The sequence below is a fragment of the Salinivibrio kushneri genome, assembly GCF_005280275.1.
Classification (GTDB): domain Bacteria; phylum Pseudomonadota; class Gammaproteobacteria; order Enterobacterales; family Vibrionaceae; genus Salinivibrio; species Salinivibrio kushneri.
Genome location: NZ_CP040021.1, coordinates 2,120,290 through 2,141,725 on the forward strand (window position 1 = coordinate 2,120,290; position 21,436 = coordinate 2,141,725).

A 21,436-nucleotide genomic window follows, 5' to 3' on the forward strand; every position below is an offset into this window, starting at 1 on the left:
TAAGGCGATGTTATGGCGAGTATTGACCAACTACGTGGTAATCAGCAACCCCTGACCACAACTCGTAACACGAGTAACCAGACCCAAACACAAGAAACGCAAGGCGGCTCAGTTCGTGAACAGCAAGGGGTGAAAGCCCAAGACGACGCTGTTTCGCTCAGCCAGCAAAGCCAAGTGATCGATAAAATGAATCAGAAAATGGCATCTGAGCCCTATTTTGATAGCGCTAAAGTGGATCAGATCAAACAAGCGATATCAAACGGCTCTTATAAAGTGGATCCTGACAAGCTTGCCGCAAACATGATGCGTTTCGAGAACGATCTCAACGACAGCTAAGCTGATTGGAGTGGTTATGACCCCTACTGCGCCTTTAACAACCTTGGTTGAACAGCAACTCGAGCGAGTCCAAGCGCTACAAAGCGTGCTCGAGCAAGAAGCCGGTGTCATTGCCAGCCGCGCCTCCGAAGATATCGAAGCAATCGCCAAACAAAAACAATCACTTATCAACGAAATTCAACGCAATGACGCGCAAATCAGTCGTCACCCTGAACGTGATTTGCTTAACCATGATCAGGCGTTAATTGAACACGTGAGTGCCATTCAATCCACGCTCTCTGCCTGTAAACAACAAAATGAAACCAATGGTGTTGCACTTCAGCGCGCCAGTTTAAGCATTCATCGCCTGCGCAATCTGTTCCAAGAAAGCGGTGGTAAGTCAGAACTGACCTATAACCAAGACGGTAACGCATCGGGGAGAAAAACCCTGGGCACTAACGTCAAAGCGTAACGTCCTCCTCACGCACCACCACGCCTAACGGCCAGACACGCCGAACCTAACGGGTACCTGTGAGCTTTACTTTCCTTACTTGCCTTATCGCCGTGCTTCCATCTGCCTGTCTTTTGCCGACTCTAGTTTGTTCCCTAAGACAGCGTGATGCGCTATCGCGCCACTATAGAGCCTGATTCAAACACTAAAAAAGCGAGCATAGTGCTCGCTCTCCGCCTAAAAGGCGAGGTCGTTTGTTACACCCGCCCGCTTGAGTGCCAAGATGTTGGCGTCATCCATCGCATTTAACCAAAGCAAGACGCCCTAACGGCTAGAAAATAATATTATTGTTACTCGGTACAGGCTGCGATTCGCCGTAGCGTTTCATTTTCTGCATGGTATCAAGATCAAGTTCGAGTTCTGTGACGTAACTATCACCAACTTTGTAACTCGCCACCACTTCGGCGCCGCGAATAATGCCATCGACGGCGCCTTGCGTATTGTCACGACCTAAACTTTGATCGTTGACGCTCGAACGGCTGCTGACCCGCAAGCCATAAACTTGCTCGCTCAACTCTTTGTAGGCGTCCACTTTAGAGGCACGCATAGCACGGGTTTCTTTTTCTTCTTGGGTTGCGCCTTGTTGCGCACTGATCGATGCCATTCCCACCGCAGAAATGATATTTTCTTCTTTCATCTTGGTTAATGGCTGACAGGCTGACAGCATCAGCAAGATTGCGATGACAAATCCTTGTTTCGTAAACATTTATCTACCTTACTCTTTCCTATACTAAGGTTTTAACACCACTGTCTCACGCTTCACGCGGTTTTGATCATCTCGAATAATCACGCCATCGCGTTTGCGAACCTTGTATAAACTATCAATATCACGCCCAATACGATCGGCCGGCAAGAAGCCTTGCGCCGAGGCAACCACCACGCGAGATTCCATACCGATTACCCGGGCATTGACCAATACCCCGCCGCCTTGACGCAACATAGTTCCCGTCAATACATAATCGATTTGTTGTTCAGGGTTCAGCTCTTTCCAGTCTCGGCTAATGGTAAAATCGCCGTCTTCCGTGACCCGAATCGCGCCCGTCGATTTAAAGTCAATCACCGTAAAGCCGCGGCGCTGCATTTGGTAAATCAGCCCCTCGGTCACGGTATTACCTAACCAGTTGGTCTCATCCATTTTTTGCAAATCAACAAACGAGGTAACCGCCAAGGGCGTTCGCGCTGTCAAATACGCATTGGTGGCTAACAGCTCATCGGCCATGCTATTTAGAAAGTAATCAAGGGTGTGACGTGGCCGCTGCTTAAGGAAAAACTCACTGCCCGAATACGGCTCTTTGCCGTTATAAATTGGCGTGTAAGCACAGCCTGTTACCCATAGCGCTACTATCGCCACTATCCACTTTTTCATCGTATCATGCTCCGCGCTCAGTCATCGATGTGAGACAAGTGTGTCATTAAGGGTATCGGTTGATTTCATTAAACCTTTACCTTTGATTGCTGGCTCTATTTGGGTACACAACTTGCATCAGCGTCTTTGCGTCATCTTTTTGGTAGGTCTTAACCCTACGCACTAATAGATTGAAAGCAATTTCCATACCCACTAAGTGAGATCTTGACTATGAAAACCCTTTTGGCGCGGTTAACGCTCATTGTCAGCCTGAGTGTCGCTCCTTGGGCGCACGCGGCGTGGTATGAAGTATCAGCCAGCTCCCCGATACTCGAAAGCCAGCAAGCCGCCCGTGTTCGGGCACTTGAAGCCGCAACCTTTGATGCCATGCGCTTCGCCGGTGCCGATGTAGGCAGCTTGCAGCAACTCAAGCGATTTTACTCGCAAGTCAAAGCTGGTTATCAGTTTAGCGGCAATGCGGTGCGCGAAGTACAAGTGTTAGAAGAAGGCACTCAAGGCGGCAATTATGTTGTCAACCTACGCTTAGATATCTATCCATCGGCAAACGCTTGCCACAAAACCTTGTATAAAAAAGGCATGGTATTAACACGTTTTCCGATTGTTTCTCCCCAACAAGCCGCATTAGGGGGCATTTATCAATTTGGCGATGACTTTTCAGTGCTGTTAAACCGTGAGATTAAACAGCACGCACAAAGCTTTGTCGGGCGTGGTATCGCCAATGTCGATGTCTCGCCCAATGCGCCCCGCACGGTGGCTATGTTAGCGGAAGACAAAGACGCACAGTTTGTGATCACAGGCGCAATCACTGACTTGTCTGCCACAACCGACGCCAGTGGCTTTGGTGAAGCGCAAAATAACCGCCAATTGGCCGTCAATGTTCAGGCAATGGACAGTGAGAGTGGTGAAGTCATATTTCAACGCCGCTATCGCGATGTCGCCCAATGGCCGTTTGAACGCCATAGCCAAGTCGATACTCAGACCGCGCGCTTTTGGCAATCTCCTTATGGGCAAATGGCACGCCGAATGAGCCGAAATATATTGTTAGATTTGGAGTCGTCACTGTCTTGTCGCGCCAGTAAGCCAGAAATCGTCGCCCTCAAAGACAATATTGCACAAATCAATGTCGGGCGTATCAATGGAGTGAAACAAGGCGATCAATTAAACCTTTGGCACATTGCCTCGTTCACCGATGATTTAGGTATCGTCCGTACTCAACGTCGAAAAAGCGGGATCACTCTGACTGTTGCACGCGTTTATGAAAGCAGCGCTGAAGCCGTGGTTCAGCCCAATAACCTCAGCGGCAGCATACAAATCGGCGACATAGTGACCAAAGGGGTTAATTAAATGAAAACAGGCGCTTAAATCGCGCCTGTTTTTACGTATAATATCGACACGCTCTCATAGCTCAACAGGATAGAGCAGTCGCCTCCTAAGCGATCGATCGGGGTTCGAGTCCCTGTGGGAGCGCCATCTTTTTCTTACGCCACCTGAGATTCGTCGTTGTCTGTCGATAACTTCTTGTACTCAGCATGCGCTTTCTCCGCCTGCTGAGAAAGGCGAACTTTACGAGCAATTGCATCTTTTAAGGCTTTTTCTGCTTTTCTCAACTTCGCAACTTGCTGCTCTGAAAGCTCATTCATCTCATTTTCAAGGATTTCTCCTTTAAAAAAGCCAAAGTACTCACGTTTCAGAGATGTCAGTGCTTCCGTCTCTTTTTGCACGTCTTCGACGGCCTGGCGTGCAGACTGACATAAGCTTTCAAACTCTCCGAATACTGCGCCTTCATGTGACCATGGATCAACCTGCGGGAAAGCCTCAATATGAATGACAGGATCTTCATACTCAGCCTGCTCTCGCAGATCAAGCGTTGCGGCTCGCACAAATGAGATCATCAACAACACCGATATCACCAGTAACGGCAACCCACCAACAATTGCAGCCGTCTGTAATGTCGATAAGCCCCCCATAAACATCAAAACAGCGGGCAAGAAGGACAGCGCAAACGCCCAAAACAAGCGATTCCAACGCATTGGCTCTTCTTCAACATTATTCTGTACAACAGCAGCAAGAATGTAAGATATTGAATCAAACGTCGTTGCTGTGAATATGACACATAATAAGGTAAAAACGGCGATGACCAAGGTCGACATCGGTAACTGATCTAGGGTCGCGAAGATCGCAGCGGGTGCGCCTTGTGCGTTGAGGATCGCGACGACATCAAGTTGACCACCTAATTGTAGCGATAGGCCATAGTTGCCCAAGACGATAAAGAATAGCGCGCAGCCCATTGAACCAAAGAAAATGGCGCCCGTGACCATCTCTTTAATGGTCCGTCCTCGGGAAATCCGCGCGACAAATAGGCCCATAACCGGAGCAAACACTAACCACCATGCCCAATAGAAAATGGTCCAATCTTGTGGGAACTGAGTGTTGGAGAACTCGCCATAGCCTCCAAATGGTTCAGCCCAAGTCGCCATAGAGAAAAAGTTCGACATCATGCGACCGATTGCGTCTAGCCCTGTTTCGAGCATAAACACGCTGGGACCAACGATAAAAACGAACAGCAGTAACCCCATTGAACCCCAAAAATTGATATTGCTTAGGAATTTAATCCCTTTTTCCATCCCGACATAAGACGAATAGGCAAAAATTGTCGTACAAATAACGAGCACGCCAACTTGGGTCAATGTATTGTTCGGTAGCCCCGTCAAATATGTCAAACCGCCATTAATAAGTGGTGCGGCTAAACCTAATGTCGTTGCCGCCCCACCCAACATGCCAAACATAAACATGACGTCGAAACATTTACCAAGCGCCCCCTTAGCTCGCCGCTCGCCTATCGCTGGCATTAACGCATTCGAGATTTTTAGCGCAGGTTGTTTCCGAACATAAAAGAAATAAGAGATCGGCAGCGCAGGGATCATATAAATAGCCCAAGCAACGGGTCCCCAATGGAAAATACCGTAGGTGGATGCCCACTGGATCGCGGCTTCACTGCCAGGCGCGTGCTGAAAGGGCGGATTTTGATAGTAATAAGCCCACTCGATACAGCCCCAGTAGAGAATACTGGCACCAATACCACCACAGAATAGCATTGCCGCCCATGAAGCTAGGCCAAACTCTGGTTTCTCGTCTTTTTCACCCAGTTTGATTTGCCCTAAATCACTAAAGATAACAAAAACCATAAAAAACAACGCAGCAAGCCCGAGAGCCAAATAGGCAACACCGAGCTTACTGGTCATCATGTCTTTTGCATAAGCGATCCACTCTGCACCTGTGACAGGAAAGGCAGCTAATAATGTCACAATCAGCAGTAACAGCCCTATTGAACCAATAAATGTTGGTTTATCAATAAGTTTTGTATTCATAACTTATATCTCCAGCAAGTAATCGACGCGAGTCTATGCTTTTTCTGAAGAATTAAATAACAAAACTTTCTTATGGTGACGAACAGATAATTTTTTCGATGTGAGTGTCGCTTTTTCAGAGCTAACCGTTGATTAAGCGGCTCACTAAATAGGGAGGAAGTGAGTCATGAGCCACAAGCTCAGCATTGCCATCACGCCAGCTAAAATGTCGTCCAACATGATCCCTAAACCACCATGAATGTGTTTATCCAACCAGCTGATCGGCCAGGGTTTCGCCATATCAAAGATGCGGAATAACACAAAGCCCGCCACAACGGATTGCCAATCGGTGGTAGGTACCAAGGCCATGGTTAGCCAAAACCCGACGAACTCGTCCCAAACGATCGCGCCATGATCATGCACTTGCATATCTTTCGACGCCCGACCGCAAATAGCAATGCCGGCAAGGCCTCCGACAATAATGGCCACCCACAGTCCAAGGATGCCGCCGTAATTGACAAACGCAAGATAAAACGGCACCGCAAACAAGGTACCGACGGTCCCGGGTACTATCGGTGACAAGCCACTGCCAAAGCCCAGTGCCAATAAATGGTATGGATTGGTCAAAGATAAACGATGTTTAGGATCCGTCACGATGTGGCTCCTTAAAATGAGCCCATCCAGACAGCACCCAATCGAGAGGCTGATTGTCTGCTACAAGCTCAAGGCGATGGTTGCCGGTTATTTGCCCGATGCATTGCACACTCACGCCACTGTGCTTGAGTGCTGTGTCTAGTGTGCCACGGTGTAGCTCAGGGACAGTAAAACACAGTTCATACTCCTCACCACTGGTCAGGGCAAGTTTTTGTGCCTGCTCGTCACTGGCCTGATCGGCCAACAAGGCTTCAGAAAGTGGTAATTGCGCCACATCGACTTTTGCGCCAACACCGCTGGCGGTGAGGATGTGGGTTAAGTCTGCGTGTAAACCATCAGAAATATCAATCGCCGCTGACGCGATACCCCGCAATGCCTGTCCAGCGGTTACTCGGGGCTGAGCGCGATAATGACGATTGATTAATGTGGTTGCGCGAGCCTTATCAACTACTGTCTTACCGAGAATATAATCAAGCCCGGCTTGGCTCTCACCCAGTGTGCCGGTCACAAAAATCCAGTCGCCCGGTTTCGCCCCCGCGCGCGTCAAGGCCTGCCCTTTAGGCACATGGCCATGTAAGGTAATGGTGATGCTTTTGGGCCCACGTGTGGTATCACCGCCAATCAGCTGGACCTGAAAATGCTCGGCAAGGGCAGCAAAGCCTTGGCAAAAACCTGCCACCCAGGCATCATCGGGCTCTGGTAAGGTAAGCGCCAGAGAACACCACGCTGGCATTGCCCCCATCGCAGCTAAATCACTCAAGTTCGAGGCCAACGCCTTGTGCGCCACATCAGAGGCACTCGCAGTCGGAAGAAAATGCGTCCCCTCCACCAGCGTATCTGTGGTCACCACTAACTGGCAGCCTTCAGGGACCTCGACCAACGCACAGTCATCACCAATACCTAAAGCGACATCACGACGCTTGACCGGCTGACGAGCGAAGTAGTCGCGAATCAAATCAAATTCGTTGCGTGTCATAAACACTATTTTGTTGGATAGAACAATAAAAAGGCCAGCAGTGCTGGCCTAGTCGGGAAGGGATTAACGTAACCGAGGGTACGCTTTATCCAAGACACCGTTGACAAACTTATGGCTGTCTTCTGCGCCAAAACGTTTTGCCAGTTCAACGGCCTCATTGATAACCACTTTGTAGGGGACATCGTCGCACTTGATCAGCTCATACATCGCAAGACGCAGTAAGGCATGCTCCATATCATCTAAATCCTGCAAAGGACGTGACAAGTATGGGCGCATCTTACTATCAAGTTCTTGATGGCTAAGCGCAACACCGCTAAACAGATTACGAAAGTAAGCAACGTCTGTTTCTGGTTCACGTAGAAGCGGCTCGGTTTTCTGATGCTCGTCTTCTTCTTCGTATTTATCTGCGGCAAGAAACGCGGCTTCAATATCAGCAACATTACCTTGCGCTAGCTGCCATGAATAGATGGCTTGCAATGCAAATTGGCGTGCATTACGTCGTGCGGCTGGTTTCACTTTAACCCCCATTTAGGATTCAATTTGGGACAGAACATTCACCATTTCAAGCGCGCTCAGTGCAGCCTCTGCCCCTTTGTTACCAGCCTTGGTACCTGCGCGTTCGATCGCTTGCTCAATGGTGTCGACCGTTAGCACACCAAATGCGACTGGGGTTTCAAACGCCAGTGCAACTTGTGCCAACCCTTTATTACATTCTCCGGCGACATAGTCAAAATGCGGTGTGCCACCACGGATCACTGATCCAAGTGCCACAATCGCGTCATAGCGACCGCTCTTGGCGAGCTTTTGGGTCACCACAGGCAACTCGTAGGCACCTGGGCAACGCACCACGGTGATATTATCGTCGTTGACTTGGCCTTGGCGCTTCAGTGCGTCAACCGCACCATCTAGCAAACTCTCGTTGATAAAGCTATTAAAGCGAGAGATAACAATAGCAACCTGCGCGTTGGGCGCGGCAAATGCCCCTTCGATTACGTTCATGAGCCTTCCTGTGACTTGCTTTCCGGAATGAGAAACCGCGCGATTCTACCACATTTTTATCCAATGGCACCATGTTCCGTACCAGTGGATAATGGTGCCTATCGCGCGTCGTTGTTATACGTTATTCGGTGACGTATTCCACCACGTTCAGGCCAAAGCCAGACAAGGCATGATAACGCTTGGTTGATGAAGACAGCAGGCGCATTTGCTTGACACCAAGATCCGCCAATATTTGCGATCCAATCCCCACTCGGCGAGAGGTCCCCTGCCACTTGGCACCGGCCGGTTTCTCACCTTTATCTTGCGCTTCAAACGCTTTTACCTTGTTAACAATAGCTTCGCTGGTTTCTTCTTTACCTAGAATCACCAACACCCCGCCTTCATCGCTAATCCTCTGCATCGCACGGTTCAGACTCCAACTGCGCTCAGCGGTGCGGTCAGACTGGAGTACATCGGTAAAGGTATCTTGCAGATGAACACGAACCAGGGTGGGATCGGCAGTTACTTCGCCTTTACACATCGCGTAGTGGATTTGATCATCGATGGTGTCACGATAGGTCACCAAATCAAATTCGCCAAACTCCGTCGGCAGTTTACAAGACGCCACCCGCTCGATGGTGGTCTCGTTGAGATTACGGTATTCAATCAAATCGGCAATGGTGCCCAGCTTGATGCCGTGCTTGTCACAGAACACCTCCAAGTCAGGGCGACGTGCCATGGTGCCGTCTTCATTTAAGATCTCAACAATCACAGAAGCTGGGCTGTAGCCACCTAAACGGGCCAAATCGCACCCTGCTTCAGTGTGGCCAGCGCGGGTGAGTACCCCTCCCTCTTGCGCCATCAAGGGGAAGACATGGCCCGGCTGCACCAAGTCAGCCGCTTTAGCGTCGGGGGTAACCGCGGCTTGCACGGTGCGTGCGCGGTCAGCCGCCGATATCCCGGTGGTAACACCCTCTGCCGCTTCAATCGACACGGTAAAGGCGGTAGAAAATTGCGCGTTATTGTCCGACACCATCAAAGGCAACCCAAGTTGCTGGCAGCGCTGCTGGGTCAGCGTCAAACAAATCAACCCTCGGCCATGCGTGGCCATAAAGTTGATCGCTTCTGGGGTCACTGCTTCTGCCGCGATGATCAAATCACCTTCATTCTCGCGATCTTCGTCATCCATCAACACCACCATTTTACCTTGGCGGATATCGTCAATGATTTCTTGAGCGCTACTAATTGCCATCTTGGGATCCTTATTTCAAAAAACCGGAACGGGCCAATGTTTCCAGGCTGATACCCGTTGATTGTGTCGGCTCAGCCGCCTTATCACCGAGCATCAATCGCTCGAGGTAACGGGCGATCACATCGACTTCGATGTTTACCTTGCGCCCGGGCGCAAAGTGCTGAATGGTGGTTTGCTCGGCGGTGTGCGGCACGATTGTGAGTTTGATATGGCTGCCATTCACTTCGTTCACTGTCAAACTGATACCGTCCACCGTGATAGAGCCTTTCAATGCCACATACTTGGCGAGATCAGACGGCAATGCAATCCAGTACTCCCAGGCACGACCCGTTTGACTGACTGATGTGACTTCACCCAGACCATCAACATGGCCGGAGACCATATGGCCGCCAAAGCGGGTGGTCGGCAGCATGGCCTTTTCAAGGTTGACGTTATCTCCTACCGATAAAGCGCCCAGCGACGAACGCGCCAAGGTTTCCGAGGAGACATCGGCGCTATAGCCCGTTGCGGTCAATGCAACCACGGTTAAACATACTCCGTTGGTGGCGATGCTGTCACCCAATTTAACGTCGGCAAGATCAAGCTCGCCGCTGTCGATGGTCAAGATAACGTCTTGTCCTCGACGGCTTAGGGTTTGCACGCGCCCCATCGCTTCAATAATGCCAGTAAACATCGTCTTTAATACTCTTGCGTGGTCACAGCATGCTCAGAGAGCATGGCGGTTAAGCGAACATCGTCACCGATCACCTTCACCTGATTAAACTGGAAACGCGGTGCATCGTCCATCCGTTGCATCCCGTCTAACGCAACCAAGGGGCGACTATCGCCCCCTAACAACATTGGCGCTTGGTAAACGATCAGCTCATCAACTAACGATTCAGTGAGCAACTGAGCCGCCAGCCTCGCGCCCGCTTCTACCCATATTTTGTCAATATCATGTTCGGCCAGGGCGCGCAGAATGGCAGACAATGACGCACCTGGCATCACCCACTCTTGAACGTTATCCGGCCACACCTGGTTACTCGGCGTATCAACAACACGGATCACATCGCCCTCTAGTTGATAAACAGCCGCATCAGGAGAGGTTTTATTGTCTTTATCCAAAATTACCCGTGTGGGCTGACGCAAGGATGGCTGCGGGTAGGTATCGAGGATGTCAGCGGGAAGCTGACCATTGCGAATATTCAAGCTAGGGTTATCGGCAAGCACCGTGGCACTGGTTGATAAAATGGCGCTGGCTTGCGCGCGAAATGCTTGCACATCGGCACGCGCGGGCTCACCGGTAATCCATTTACTTTGCCCATTCGCCAATGCCGTGCGCCCATCAAGGCTTCCCGCCAGTTTAAGCTGCACATACGGCATTTTAGTTTGCATACGTTTGATAAAACCAAGGTTCAGCGCTTTTGCCTGTTCAAGCATCACGCCCACAACTACCTCAATGCCTGCTTCTTGTAACCGTGCGATACCACGTCCGGCCACTTTAGGGTTTGGGTCTTGCATCGCGCACACCACGCGGCTGACGTTGGCAGCAATCAACGCATCGCAACACGGCGGCGTGCGACCATAATGAGAACAAGGCTCTAAGGTGACGTAAGCTGTCGCGCCTTGTGCGCGTGCTCCCGCAGCCTTTAATGCATGCACTTCAGCGTGCGGGCCGCCGGGGGCGATATGAAACCCTTCACCGACCACTTCGTCGCCCTGTGCAATCACACAACCAACATTGGGGTTAGGCGTGGTGGTATAGCGACCTTGGGCTGCGAGCGCTAACGCGCGCATCATCATGGTTTTATCGCGTTCGCTTTGACTCATTTTTGCAACCGTGCGATTTCTTCGCCAAATTCACGAATGTCTTCAAAACTATGGTATACAGAGGCAAAGCGAATATAAGCCACTTTATCTAGCTCCTTGAGCGCTTCCATCACCAAGTTCCCCACCATGGCAGAGCCAATTTCGCGCTCTCCGGTAGCGCGCAAACGTGACTTTATACTGTTGATCGCTTTTTCAATGTCATCGGCGCTCACTGGGCGCTTTTCTAATGCGCGTTGAATGCCGCCACGCAGTTTCTCTTCGTCAAACGGTTCTCGGTTGCCGTTGGTCTTAATCACCCGTGGCATCACTAACTCTGCCGTTTCGAACGTGGTATAACGCTCTGCGCACGCCAAACATTGGCGGCGACGGCGAACTTGGTGACCATCAGCCACAAGACGAGAATCGATCACTTTGGTGTCGGTAGCACCACAAAATGGACAGTGCATGAGTGTCGCCTCCTCAATATCGTCTTGCTAGTGTAACCGATTTGTAGCGATGAAAAAGCCTATTGAAGAGGACTTTATGGTGGTTTTGTGTGCTAAACAAACCCTGTAAGGTCGGTGATGCCTGTAAAAACAAAAAAGACGCCCTAAGGCGCCTTATAAGCTATTCATTTTCGTGCCAATAATTAGGCATACACAGGCAGGCGACGGCAAATCGCTTGCACTTTTTCTTTGGTCTCGGCAATCACTTGCTCATTACCGATGTTATCCAAGACATCACACATCCAGTGCGCAAGCTGCTCGGCATCCTGCTCGGTAAAGCCACGACGTGTAATCGCAGGCGTGCCCACACGAATGCCAGAGGTGACAAACGGACTGCGTGGGTCGTTCGGCACACTGTTTTTGTTGACCGTGATGTTAGCGGCACCTAACGCGGCATCGGCTTCTTTCCCAGTGATGTCTTTATCAATTAAATCAACCAACAACAGGTGGTTGTCAGTGGAATCCGATACGATTTTATAACCGCGAGCTTGGAAGCCTTTGACCATCGCGCGGGCATTATCAATCACGCGCGCTTGGTAGGCCTTAAACTCAGGCTCCATTGCTTCTTTAAACGCCACGGCTTTACCCGCAATCACGTGCATCAGTGGGCCACCTTGGCCACCTGGGAACACCGCAGAGTTGAGCTTTTTATAGAGGTCTTCACCAGCATTCGACAAGATCAAACCACCGCGAGGCCCCGCCAGGGTTTTGTGGGTGGTGGTGGTGACCACGTGCGCGTGTGGCAAGGGATCAGGATATACGCCCGCCGCAATCAGACCTGCGACGTGCGCCATATCCACCAACAGCCATGCACCGACTTTATCGGCGATTTCACGCATGCGCTTCCAATCCACCACTTGTGAGTAAGCAGAGAAGCCACCGATCAGCATTTTGGGTTTGTGCTCCAGCGCCAGCTGTTCCATTTGCTCGTAATCGATCTTGCCCGCTTCATCAATGCCATAAGGGATTACATGATAATGCTTACCAGAGAAGTTGACCGGCGAACCATGGGTTAAATGACCACCATGCGCCAGGCTCATACCTAAAACCGTGTCGCCTGGATTTAGCAGCGCCATATACACGGCACTGTTGGCTTGTGAACCTGAGTGAGGCTGCACGTTGGCATATTCACAACCAAATAACTCACACGCGCGCTCAATCGCGAGCGCTTCCGCTTTGTCTACGTACTCACAGCCACCGTAATAACGCTTACCGGGGTAACCTTCTGCGTACTTGTTGGTCAGTTGAGAGCCTTGCGCTTCCATCACGCGTGGGCTGGTGTAGTTTTCTGATGCGATCAGCTCAATGTGTTCTTCCTGACGTGCCGTTTCTTCTTCAATGGCGGCGAACAGGGCGGGATCGTAATCCGCGATATTCATGTCACGCTTTAGCATTTGTCTCTCCTGACTTAACATTGGCGGGCAATAACCCCAAAAGCGAACGCTAGGGCGCTTTCAACTCCCCTAGCAAAAACGTGTGCTGGTGTGATGGCTTCGATCACCCCTTGGCTTAGTCGCCTTAACATGACAAATCAAAGCGATTAAGCCAAGGAAAATTGCTCATTCCAGCCGCCCCACGCAAACGTTTTCGTCGCCGCCATGACTGCGTTCGCTATTCTACAAAAAATCCACCCTGTCAGGTAGTCTGTGTCACACTTTTTTATTGCGCATGACGATGATAATGGTCGGGCGTCAACGCACATGGGCGGTGTAAAGATTTTACAGCTGAGTATCATAATACTGACATTCTACATTCAAGTGATTTACCTCATCGGCTTTCTCTTCGACCTAATTGGCGATAAAATCCGCGCCCGAAAATCCCATTAACCTTTTTTACCGCCGGCCCGCTGGGTTTTGGCGGCCTTTTTGTTGTTATCACGTTTTTGTTTTTATCACGCTAATTAAGTAGGGAGAAGCCGTGTGAGTCAGTACCAACACAGCTTTAAAGAAGACATTATTGCTATCGCCTCGGGCGCGTTTCTGGTCGCCCAAGGGGTGTTTTTTTTGCAACAAGCCGGACTCTTAACCGGGGGCACCACAGGTCTTGCCTTGTTGGTCAGCCAGTTTACCGACCTATCGTTCGGTACTTTGTATTTTCTGTGTAATTGCCCGTTTTATTTAATGGCGTGGTTTCGTATGAGCCCACGCTTTGCTGTGCGTAGCTTACTCGCGGGGGGCGCGGTATCGGTGATGGCTGACCATATTGCCTACTTCTTTGAAATTACCTGGCTGGCCCCGGCGTACTGTGCCGTCATTGGTGGTTTGCTAATGGGCGTCGGCATGCTGATGATTTTCCGCCACAATGCCAGCTTGGGCGGCTTTAACGTGCTGGTACTCTATTGTCAGGACAAGTTTGGGATCTCGGCAGGAAAGCTACAAATGAGCATCGACTGCACCATTCTCGCGTTATCTTTCTTCCTCATCGATTTAAACCTACTGATGTGGTCGGTGGTTGGCGCGATCGTACTCAACTTAGTGTTGGCGATGAACCACAAGCCTGGGCGCTATCAGGCGCATCCTGCTAACCCCGGCGCTTGAGCGGCCTATCAACGCCAAGCCATACAACAAGACGGCGCAAACCAACAAAGCCAAGCATGATGCTTGGCTTTTTCGTAGTGACTTAACTGCACTCAGACGCGTGATTAAATCGCTTCTTCGTCTTCCTCACCGGTACGGATGCGCACCACACGCTCAACATCAAAGACAAAGATTTTGCCATCACCGATTTTACCGGTTTGTGCGGTATCAATAATGGTATCGACACACTGCTCGGCTACATCGTTACTGACGATCACTTCAAGCTTCACCTTAGGCAAAAAGTCGACCATATATTCGGCGCCACGATACAGCTCAGTGTGGCCCTTTTGACGACCAAATCCCTTTACTTCTGAGACAGTCATCCCCGTGATGCCCACATCAGCAAGCGCTTCGCGCACGTCATCGAGTTTAAATGGCTTGATGATGGCTTCAATTTTTTTCATTGTGTTATCCCTCTCGTTGGCCGCAGCCGGTCCTGATGGATCAAGTGTTTAGCTGAAATTGTATCGCAGCATGATAAAAAATCATCCATCGATTCACGCATAATACAAAAAAGCCGCCAATCGATGGCGGCTTGTATCACATTTAATGGTTACCCCAAGGTCACGCGCGCGTTGCGGAACATGCGCATCCATGCACTGTCTTCGCCCCAATCATCGGGGTGCCAAGAGTTGGCGACGGTACGGAATACCCGCTCAGGGTGCGGCATCATAATGGTGACGCGGCCCGACTCTGTGGTCAGCGCAGTGATGCCATTGGGTGAGCCATTCGGGTTGGCCGGATACGCTTGTGTTGGCTGGCCGTGATTATCGGTGTAACGCAGCGCTACCGTGCCGGACGCTTCAATCGCCGCCAGATGCTCAGCATCGCGCACCTCCACGCGTCCCTCACCATGCGATACCGCAATGGGCATCCGTGACCCTGCCATCCCGGCAAAAAAGGCGGAGGGGCTTGATTGCACTTCTACCATGCTAAAGCGGGCCTCAAAGCGCTCGGACTCATTGCGAACAAACCGTGGCCAGTGTGCGGCGCCAGGGATCAGTTCATGCAGGTTCGACAGCATCTGACAGCCATTACACACACCAAGTGCCAAGGTGTCTTCACGCATAAAGAAGGCACTGAATTGATCGTGCGCGCGGCTGTTAAACAGAATGGATTTCGCCCAACCTTCACCAGCGCCTAACACGTCACCGTAAGAGAAACCGCCACAGGCCACCAGCCCTTGGAAACCGTCCAAACTAATGCGTCCTGAGAGAATGTCACTCATATGAACGTCCACAGCGTTAAATCCAGCGCGATCGAAGGCGGCGGCCATTTCCACATGCGAATTCACGCCTTGCTCACGCAAAATAGCCATGGTCGGTTGTTGACCGGTAGCGATATATGGTGCAGCAATATCTTGGTGCACATCAAAGCTCAGGCTGGCGTGCAACCCAGGATCGGTCGCCTGTTTGGCGTCAAACTCTTGGCGTGCACAATCTGGGTTATCGCGACGCGCTTGCATTTGATAGGTGGTTTCAGCCCAAATCTGACGTAGGTGCTGGCGACTGGCTTGATAGATAGGAGTCTCACCATGACGCAAGATAACCTCATCGCTATCGCTTAAGCCGCCAATCAGGTGACTGCATGCGGTCAATTGATGTTCATCCAACACCACCTTAACGCGCTCGAGATCTGGCGCTGCCACTTGGATCACCGCACCCAGCTCTTCGTTAAACAACACTGACAAGGCATCGTCGCCTAAACGGGCGATGTCGACGTCGATACCGGTGTGGCCGGCAAACGCCATTTCTGCCAAGGTAACGAAAAGTCCGCCGTCGGCTCGGTCGTGATACGCCAGTAGCTTTTGCTCTGCCACCAAGGTTTGCATCGCATTGAAAAAGCCTTTTAGGCGGGCGCTGCTGGTGACATCGGCAGGCTTATCGCCCAATTGATGATACACCTGAGCCAACGCAGTTGCGCCCAGACGCTGCGTGCCTTCACCAAGATCAATCGCAATCAGGTGGCTGTCACCTTTATCGGTACGCAATTGTGGGGTCACGGTACGACGCACATCTTCCACACGCCCAAAGGCGGTGATGATCAGCGACATCGGCGCGGTGACAGTTTTATTTTCATCGTCTTGCTGCCACTGGGTTTTCATCGACATCGAGTCTTTACCCACCGGAATGGTCAGTGACAGCTCAGGACACAGCTCCTCACCCACGGCCTTGACCGCTTCGTACAAGCCAGCATCCTCACCCGGGTGCCCCGCCGCGGACATCCAGTTGGCAGACAGTTTAATGTTGGTCAGGCTACCAATGTCGGCACAGGCGATATTGGTGAGTGCTTCCCCGACCGCCATTCGGGCAGAGGCAGCAAAGTCGAGCAAGGCTGCAGGCGTTCGCTCACCCATCGCCATCGCTTCGCCGTGATAACTGTCATAGCTGGCCGCTGTCACCGCACAGTTAGCGACCGGTACCTGCCACGGGCCGACCATTTGGTCACGGGCAACCAGTCCAGTCACCGAACGGTCGCCGATGGTGATCAAGAAGGTTTTCTCCGCCACCGCCGGCAAGCGTAAAACACGCTCACAGGCTTGTGCCAGCTCAATGCCTTGAGTGTTAAGCGCGGTACCTGTCACTTGCTGACGCGTGACATCACGGTGCATTTTGGGCGCTTTACCCAACAGAATATCCATCGGCATATCGATAGGGCTATTACCGAAGTGGCTGTCTTCAAGCGACAGGTGACGCGCATCGGTGGCCTCACCAATCACTGCGTACGGGGCGCGTTCACGCTCGCACAAGGCTTCAAAACGCGCCAGGTTTTCGGGTTTGACCGCCAAGACATAGCGCTCTTGTGACTCGTTACACCAAATGGCGAGCGGGCTCATTCCCGGCTCATCATTCGGAATATCACGCAAGTTAAAGCGTCCACCGCGGCCGCCATCATCGACCAGCTCTGGCATCGCATTGGACAGGCCACCCGCGCCCACATCATGGATAAAGGCAATCGGATTGTCGTCGCCAAGTTGCCAGCAACGATCGATCACCTCTTGGCAGCGGCGTTCCATTTCTGGGTTCTCACGCTGTACCGAGGCAAAGTCCAAGTCTTCCGCCGACTGGCCGGATGCCATCGACGATGCTGCCCCGCCACCAAGGCCGATGTTCATTGCCGGGCCACCTAACACAATCAGTTTGGCGCCCACATCAATCTCACTTTTTTGCACATGGCCGTCACGGATGTTCCCCATTCCGCCTGCGAGCATGATGGGCTTGTGATAGCCACGTACTTCCTCTCCGGCATGTGAGGTGACTAATTGTTCATAGGTACGGAAATAACCCAGCAAGTTAGGGCGACCGAATTCGTTGTTAAACGCCGCGCCGCCCAAAGGGCCTTCCAGCATAATATCGAGCGCAGAGGCAATGCGCTCAGGCTTGCCATAGTCTCGCTCCCACGGCTGAATAAAGCCCGGAATTTTGAGGTTAGAGACGGAAAAACCGACCAATCCAGCTTTGGGTTTACCGCCGACACCGGTTGCCCCCTCGTCACGAATCTCACCGCCAGAGCCGGTCGCCGCGCCTGGCCAGGGTGAAATTGCGGTGGGGTGGTTATGGGTTTCCACCTTCATCAAAATATGGGCAGGTTCATGATGATACTGATAGCTGTGGCTCTCTGGGCTAGGGAAAAAGCGCCCAACGTTTGAGCCCGTCATCACAGCTGCGTTGTCTTTATACGCCGACAGCACGTTATCTGGAGTTTGCTCGTAGGTGTTTTTGATCATCTTAAACAGCGATTTGGGCTGCTTTTCACCATCAATAGTCCAGTCGGCGTTAAAGATTTTGTGGCGGCAATGCTCAGAGTTGGCTTGCGCAAACATCATCAGTTCGATGTCGTTAGGATTACGCCCCAGCTGGGTGAAGCTCTCGACCAGATAGTCAATTTCGTCTTCTGCCAGTGCCAACCCTAAGGCTTGGTTGGCCTCGACTAAGGCGACGCGGCCACCCGAGAGAATGTCTACGCTATGCATCGGCGCAGGTTCCGCTTGCTCGAACAGCACTGCGGCAGCCTCAAGCTCGCTGAACACCGTTTCCATCATCCGATCGTGCAACAATCCGATTAAGGTCGCGTGTTGCTCATTGGTCAAAGGCGCAGATAACTGAATATAGTACGCCGTCCCGCGCTCCAAGCGTTTCACCGCATCTAAGCCGCAGTTATGGGCAATATCAGTCGCCTTGGAGGACCACGGCGACAAGGTGCCTGGACGTGGCGTCACAAGAAACAGCGTCCCTTCCGGGGCATGCGGTGGTAAGGTTGGTCCGTAAGTCAGTAGCTTTTCGAGCTTTTCGCGACTGGCGCTATCCAAAGGCTGATGCAAATCGGCGAAATGAATAAACTCAGCATACAGTGCCGTGACAGGTAACTGGTGTGCTTGGCAGCTCGCCAGTAATTTGTTGACACGAAACTCAGACAGTGCGGGGGAACCACGCAAAATATCCATGTGCGTACGTCTCTCGTTAGCGGTAAATGAAAGGGGTATACCCAAGTTATCGCACCCTGGCACCATAACTTGGGTATCACCACTGACCTTGCCGCAATGGCAGTTGTCACGGTTATATTTAACGGTAAGCGCGGATACCGTTCACGCATTACGCATAAAGCGAATTCACTGAGAGCCCCGAGTGATACGCCGCTCAACCCGCGTTTTAATGCTGGCATTTTGCCCAAGCGGCCGCCATTATAGGGGAAAACCGTCAACGACAACACACCTGACGCAACCGTTTGCGCAAAAATTTTCCCTCTATCGGTCTGACGTCTAATCACGTAGAATGACGCGTCTATCGATCAGCGCTAGCGGTTTGATGCTGGCATGCAACAGTGAGCGACAGCCTTTGACACAGCGTGACTTTTCTTTGCGATCATGGATGATTAGCCTAACGGTACTTGTGCTTAGCCTCGCCGTCACAGGCTGTGATTGGACCTTCGACGATCGTACCGTTCTAGAAAAAATCCGTGACCGCGGCGTTTTAAGAGTCGGGACACTCAACAACGAACTCTCATACTATATTGGTCCTGATGGCCCCACCGGGCTGGATTACGAGCTTGCATCACGGTTTGCTGATAAGCTCGGGGTAAAACTGGAAATGGTGCCGACCTACACCTTGTCCGGGCTGTTCCCTGCTCTCAAGCGCGGTGATGTGGATCTGATTGCCGCTGGCCTTACCATTACCGACCAACGTTTAGCCCAGTTTCGCCCTGGCCCCGCCTATTACTTTGTCAGCCAACAAGTGGTGTACAAAAAGGGACATTGGCGCCCACGCGATGTCGATGACTTTAACCGTGACGATGCCACCATGGCGGTAGTGGAAGATTCTAGCCACGACCTCACCCTGCAAGCGTTAAAACAAGACCACCCCGATCTCAGCTGGAAAGTGGTGCAAGACGCCGACGATGATGAGCTGCTTAAACAAGTCGCAGACGGTGAGATTGACTTTACCATTGCCGATTCCGTCGATATTGCCTTGATGCAACGCACCCACCCAGATATAGCCGTCGCCATGGCCCTCAGTGAAGACGAGCCTGTCGCCTGGTTTATGAAAAAACAAGGCGACAGCAGCGCCTATGCCTTGATGGTCAATTTTTTTGGTGAGATCAACCAAACTGGCGAATTGGCTATTTTAGAAGAGAAGTATTTTGGTCACGTTGATCAATTTGATTACGTCGATACCCGCGCCTTTTTGCGGGCACTAGAGAGCAAGTTACCCAAGTGGGAGCCGCTTTTCAAAAAGCACGCCAACGATTTTGACTGGCGCTTACTGGCGGCCTTGTCGTATCAAGAGTCGCATTGGAACCCTCGGGCAATCTCGCCTACCGGGGTGCGCGGTATGATGATGCTCACCCTGCCAACCGCGAAATCCGTGGGTGTGCGCAATCGTCTCGATCCGGAACAAAGTATTAAAGGCGGCTCGCTCTACCTGCAACGCGTACTTGACCGTGTGCCTGATAGTGTTAATCCACATGAGCGCATTTGGTTTGCCCTCGCCTCTTACAATATTGGTTTTGGCCATATGATGGACGCACGCCGACTCACTGACGCACAAGGGGCCGACCCTAACTCTTGGAGCGATGTAAAACAGCGCCTACCTTTATTAGCCAAGCGCCAGTATTACACCCAAACACGCTATGGTTACGCACGTGGTTACGAGGCGCTTAGCTACGTCGAGAATATTCGCCGCTATTACCAAAGTATTCTAGGCTATGAGAAGGCACACATAGAGTCTCTCGACAGCCAACAAGTTGAAGATCTCGGTGGTCTACAAACGATCGTCGCGCCTGATGAGCCATCGGAAAATGCCTCCGAGAATGCAACCGAGCAAGCGCCAGACTCGGCGTCATCACAGTCAGAGGATAACTCGACACCGCAATCAGACACGCAATCACAATGAGGGCAGCATGGTTCCAAGAAAACGGCTGGTGAAACAGAGCTTTCGCAAAAACAACATTTCATCCGCTAACCGGCGTAAGCGTATGCGCCAAAATATGCATAAAAAGGTGCTTTGGCGACAACGTGCCTTCGCGATTCGTGAATTTGCCGCCTTTGATGACGCGTTCTAGGACACCTTGCCTGAGCCAGGTAAACAGGATTGAGATTGACAGGCTGCTTTTTTAGCGGCCTTTTTTTCGGCGCGACGACGGCGGAAAAAGGCTTGCAGTTGCGCACGGCATTCCGCTTCTAACACCCCGCCCTCACTGTGCACATGGTGATTCACACCCTCATAGCTCAGCAAGTTCATTACCGAACCGGCAGCCCCCGTTTTGGGATCCGGCGCGCCAAAGTAGACTTTTCTGACACGGCCATGCACGATCGCCGCCGCACACATCGGGCACGGTTCGAGTGTCACATAAAGATCCGCGTCTAATAAACGATAATTCCCCAGCACTTGGCCGGCTTGGCGTAAGGCCATGACTTCGGCATGGGCGGTGGCATCATGCTGGGTAATGGTTCGGTTCCACCCCGTGCCCACCACCTCACCTTGATACACCACCACGGCGCCGACAGGTACTTCACCCTCTTGTTCCGCCTTGTCTGCTAACTGGATCGCTTGGCGCATATAGACGTCGTGCTCGCTATCCGACGCATGTGGATCTTTCATTCCAACCTCTGTGACTCACAACCTAATACGCCCTCAGTATACGATACAAATAAGCCGGCTCGAAGGCCGG

21 protein-coding genes and 1 tRNA gene are annotated in these 21,436 nt (G+C 51.6%); 7 read left to right on the forward strand and 15 right to left on the reverse strand.

All coding sequences use genetic code 11. From position 1 onward, the window contains the following. Positions 1 to 12: 12 nt before the first annotated feature. Positions 13 to 336, forward strand: coding sequence for a flagellar biosynthesis anti-sigma factor FlgM (gene flgM / locus FCN78_RS09915; RefSeq protein WP_069363218.1), 324 nt, complete (start codon positions 13 to 15; stop codon positions 334 to 336). 16 nt (positions 337 to 352) lie between these two features. Further along, entirely contained in the window at positions 353 to 787 is a 435-nt protein-coding gene (locus tag FCN78_RS09920; protein ID WP_069363219.1) for a flagella synthesis protein FlgN, read from the forward strand. A 310-nt stretch (positions 788 to 1,097) separates the two neighbouring features. On the opposite strand, the gene FCN78_RS09925 is transcribed toward FCN78_RS09920, so the two are convergent. Together FCN78_RS09925 and FCN78_RS09930 are read right to left on the reverse strand one after the other, a co-directional pair. After that, complete coding sequence (locus FCN78_RS09925) at positions 1,098 to 1,532, reverse strand: LPP20 family lipoprotein (RefSeq protein ID WP_077659359.1); 435 nt, start codon at positions 1,530 to 1,532, stop codon at positions 1,098 to 1,100. Positions 1,533 to 1,556: 24 nt separating this feature from the next. Next, positions 1,557 to 2,192: a FlgO family outer membrane protein gene (locus FCN78_RS09930; RefSeq protein ID WP_069363221.1), complete on the reverse strand. Its 636-nt coding sequence runs from the start codon at positions 2,190 to 2,192 to the stop codon at positions 1,557 to 1,559. Between the two features lie 210 nt (positions 2,193 to 2,402). On the opposite strand from FCN78_RS09930, the gene FCN78_RS09935 reads away from it, so the two are divergent. Both FCN78_RS09935 and FCN78_RS09940 read left to right on the forward strand, forming a co-directional pair. Next, positions 2,403 to 3,536 (forward strand): flagella assembly protein FlgT, encoded by a 1,134-nt coding sequence (locus FCN78_RS09935; protein WP_077659360.1) that lies wholly within the window; start codon positions 2,403 to 2,405, stop codon positions 3,534 to 3,536. 50 nt (positions 3,537 to 3,586) lie between these two features. Further along, a tRNA-Arg gene (locus tag FCN78_RS09940) sits at positions 3,587 to 3,662 on the forward strand. Positions 3,663 to 3,670: 8 nt separating this feature from the next. Here the strand turns inward: FCN78_RS09940 and FCN78_RS09945 are convergent. From FCN78_RS09945 to glyA, 10 genes are all read right to left on the reverse strand, one after another. Beyond that, the gene (locus FCN78_RS09945) at positions 3,671 to 5,560 is read right to left on the reverse strand and encodes a BCCT family transporter (RefSeq protein WP_077659361.1); all 1,890 of its coding nucleotides are present in this window, start codon (positions 5,558 to 5,560) and stop codon (positions 3,671 to 3,673) included. Positions 5,561 to 5,704: 144 nt separating this feature from the next. Next, positions 5,705 to 6,193: a phosphatidylglycerophosphatase A gene (gene pgpA / locus FCN78_RS09950; protein WP_077659362.1), complete on the reverse strand. Its 489-nt coding sequence runs from the start codon at positions 6,191 to 6,193 to the stop codon at positions 5,705 to 5,707. Beyond that, the gene (gene thiL / locus FCN78_RS09955; protein WP_077659363.1) at positions 6,180 to 7,169 is read right to left on the reverse strand and encodes a thiamine-phosphate kinase; all 990 of its coding nucleotides are present in this window, start codon (positions 7,167 to 7,169) and stop codon (positions 6,180 to 6,182) included. Before thiL ends, pgpA begins: the two co-directional genes overlap by 14 nt. A 63-nt stretch (positions 7,170 to 7,232) precedes the next feature. Further along, complete coding sequence (gene nusB / locus FCN78_RS09960) at positions 7,233 to 7,697, reverse strand: transcription antitermination factor NusB (RefSeq protein ID WP_069363225.1); 465 nt, start codon at positions 7,695 to 7,697, stop codon at positions 7,233 to 7,235. Further along, positions 7,698 to 8,168, reverse strand: a complete 471-nt coding sequence (gene ribH, locus FCN78_RS09965) for a 6,7-dimethyl-8-ribityllumazine synthase (RefSeq protein ID WP_069363226.1) — start codon at positions 8,166 to 8,168, stop codon at positions 7,698 to 7,700. It abuts the gene before it with no gap. 121 nt (positions 8,169 to 8,289) lie between these two features. Continuing rightward, positions 8,290 to 9,399 (reverse strand): bifunctional 3,4-dihydroxy-2-butanone-4-phosphate synthase/GTP cyclohydrolase II, encoded by a 1,110-nt coding sequence (gene ribBA / locus FCN78_RS09970; protein ID WP_069363227.1) that lies wholly within the window; start codon positions 9,397 to 9,399, stop codon positions 8,290 to 8,292. Positions 9,400 to 9,409: 10 nt separating this feature from the next. Next, the gene (locus tag FCN78_RS09975; protein WP_069363228.1) at positions 9,410 to 10,072 is read right to left on the reverse strand and encodes a riboflavin synthase; all 663 of its coding nucleotides are present in this window, start codon (positions 10,070 to 10,072) and stop codon (positions 9,410 to 9,412) included. A gap of 5 nt (positions 10,073 to 10,077) precedes the next feature. Beyond that, positions 10,078 to 11,208 carry a bifunctional diaminohydroxyphosphoribosylaminopyrimidine deaminase/5-amino-6-(5-phosphoribosylamino)uracil reductase RibD gene (ribD, locus tag FCN78_RS09980; protein ID WP_077659364.1) on the reverse strand — a complete coding sequence of 377 codons (1,131 nt, stop codon included), beginning with the start codon at positions 11,206 to 11,208 and terminating at the stop codon, positions 10,078 to 10,080. Beyond that, complete coding sequence (gene nrdR, locus FCN78_RS09985; protein ID WP_046074984.1) at positions 11,205 to 11,654, reverse strand: transcriptional regulator NrdR; 450 nt, start codon at positions 11,652 to 11,654, stop codon at positions 11,205 to 11,207. Before nrdR ends, ribD begins: the two co-directional genes overlap by 4 nt. A 182-nt stretch (positions 11,655 to 11,836) precedes the next feature. Beyond that, positions 11,837 to 13,087 (reverse strand): serine hydroxymethyltransferase, encoded by a 1,251-nt coding sequence (gene glyA / locus FCN78_RS09990; protein ID WP_069363230.1) that lies wholly within the window; start codon positions 13,085 to 13,087, stop codon positions 11,837 to 11,839. A 525-nt stretch (positions 13,088 to 13,612) separates the two neighbouring features. On the opposite strand from glyA, the gene FCN78_RS09995 reads away from it, so the two are divergent. After that, on the forward strand, positions 13,613 to 14,230 hold the full coding sequence (locus FCN78_RS09995) for a YitT family protein (RefSeq protein WP_077659365.1): 618 nt from the start codon (positions 13,613 to 13,615) through the stop codon (positions 14,228 to 14,230). 104 nt (positions 14,231 to 14,334) lie between these two features. On the opposite strand, the gene glnB is transcribed toward FCN78_RS09995, so the two are convergent. Both glnB and purL read right to left on the reverse strand, forming a co-directional pair. Continuing rightward, entirely contained in the window at positions 14,335 to 14,673 is a 339-nt protein-coding gene (gene glnB, locus FCN78_RS10000; protein WP_046074987.1) for a nitrogen regulatory protein P-II, read from the reverse strand. A 149-nt stretch (positions 14,674 to 14,822) separates the two neighbouring features. Further along, positions 14,823 to 18,713: a phosphoribosylformylglycinamidine synthase gene (gene purL, locus FCN78_RS10005; protein ID WP_077659366.1), complete on the reverse strand. Its 3,891-nt coding sequence runs from the start codon at positions 18,711 to 18,713 to the stop codon at positions 14,823 to 14,825. A 424-nt stretch (positions 18,714 to 19,137) separates the two neighbouring features. On the opposite strand from purL, the gene mltF reads away from it, so the two are divergent. Continuing rightward, positions 19,138 to 20,658: a membrane-bound lytic murein transglycosylase MltF gene (gene mltF, locus FCN78_RS10010; protein ID WP_077659384.1), complete on the forward strand. Its 1,521-nt coding sequence runs from the start codon at positions 19,138 to 19,140 to the stop codon at positions 20,656 to 20,658. Positions 20,659 to 20,665: 7 nt separating this feature from the next. Beyond that, on the forward strand, positions 20,666 to 20,827 hold the full coding sequence (locus FCN78_RS15875) for a hypothetical protein (RefSeq protein ID WP_167369481.1): 162 nt from the start codon (positions 20,666 to 20,668) through the stop codon (positions 20,825 to 20,827). Here the strand turns inward: FCN78_RS15875 and tadA are convergent. Then, positions 20,824 to 21,366 carry a tRNA adenosine(34) deaminase TadA gene (gene tadA / locus FCN78_RS10015; protein ID WP_077650353.1) on the reverse strand — a complete coding sequence of 181 codons (543 nt, stop codon included), beginning with the start codon at positions 21,364 to 21,366 and terminating at the stop codon, positions 20,824 to 20,826. The genes FCN78_RS15875 and tadA overlap by 4 nt on opposite strands. Positions 21,367 to 21,436 lie beyond the last annotated feature (70 nt).

What these genes read in the sequence shown, in the direction of transcription:
- FCN78_RS09975 (WP_069363228.1), bottom strand. Translation starts at nt 10,072, where the DNA reads ATGTTTACTGGCATTATTGAAGCGATGGGGCGCGTGCAAACCCTAAGC.
- thiL (WP_077659363.1), bottom strand. Translation starts at nt 7,169, where the DNA reads ATGACACGCAACGAATTTGATTTGATTCGCGACTACTTCGCTCGTCAG.
- glnB (WP_046074987.1), bottom strand. Translation starts at nt 14,673, where the DNA reads ATGAAAAAAATTGAAGCCATCATCAAGCCATTTAAACTCGATGACGTG.
- ribBA (WP_069363227.1), bottom strand. Translation starts at nt 9,399, where the DNA reads ATGGCAATTAGTAGCGCTCAAGAAATCATTGACGATATCCGCCAAGGT.
- ribH (WP_069363226.1), bottom strand. Translation starts at nt 8,168, where the DNA reads ATGAACGTAATCGAAGGGGCATTTGCCGCGCCCAACGCGCAGGTTGCT.
- FCN78_RS09920 (WP_069363219.1), top strand. Translation starts at nt 353, where the DNA reads ATGACCCCTACTGCGCCTTTAACAACCTTGGTTGAACAGCAACTCGAG.
- FCN78_RS09930 (WP_069363221.1), bottom strand. Translation starts at nt 2,192, where the DNA reads ATGAAAAAGTGGATAGTGGCGATAGTAGCGCTATGGGTAACAGGCTGT.
- FCN78_RS09925 (WP_077659359.1), bottom strand. Translation starts at nt 1,532, where the DNA reads ATGTTTACGAAACAAGGATTTGTCATCGCAATCTTGCTGATGCTGTCA.
- FCN78_RS15875 (WP_167369481.1), top strand. Translation starts at nt 20,666, where the DNA reads ATGGTTCCAAGAAAACGGCTGGTGAAACAGAGCTTTCGCAAAAACAAC.
- purL (WP_077659366.1), bottom strand. Translation starts at nt 18,713, where the DNA reads ATGGATATTTTGCGTGGTTCCCCCGCACTGTCTGAGTTTCGTGTCAAC.
- FCN78_RS09935 (WP_077659360.1), top strand. Translation starts at nt 2,403, where the DNA reads ATGAAAACCCTTTTGGCGCGGTTAACGCTCATTGTCAGCCTGAGTGTC.
- tadA (WP_077650353.1), bottom strand. Translation starts at nt 21,366, where the DNA reads ATGAAAGATCCACATGCGTCGGATAGCGAGCACGACGTCTATATGCGC.
- nrdR (WP_046074984.1), bottom strand. Translation starts at nt 11,654, where the DNA reads ATGCACTGTCCATTTTGTGGTGCTACCGACACCAAAGTGATCGATTCT.
- ribD (WP_077659364.1), bottom strand. Translation starts at nt 11,208, where the DNA reads ATGAGTCAAAGCGAACGCGATAAAACCATGATGATGCGCGCGTTAGCG.
- mltF (WP_077659384.1), top strand. Translation starts at nt 19,138, where the DNA reads ATGATTAGCCTAACGGTACTTGTGCTTAGCCTCGCCGTCACAGGCTGT.
- nusB (WP_069363225.1), bottom strand. Translation starts at nt 7,697, where the DNA reads ATGGGGGTTAAAGTGAAACCAGCCGCACGACGTAATGCACGCCAATTT.
- glyA (WP_069363230.1), bottom strand. Translation starts at nt 13,087, where the DNA reads ATGCTAAAGCGTGACATGAATATCGCGGATTACGATCCCGCCCTGTTC.
- FCN78_RS09945 (WP_077659361.1), bottom strand. Translation starts at nt 5,560, where the DNA reads ATGAATACAAAACTTATTGATAAACCAACATTTATTGGTTCAATAGGG.
- flgM (WP_069363218.1), top strand. Translation starts at nt 13, where the DNA reads ATGGCGAGTATTGACCAACTACGTGGTAATCAGCAACCCCTGACCACA.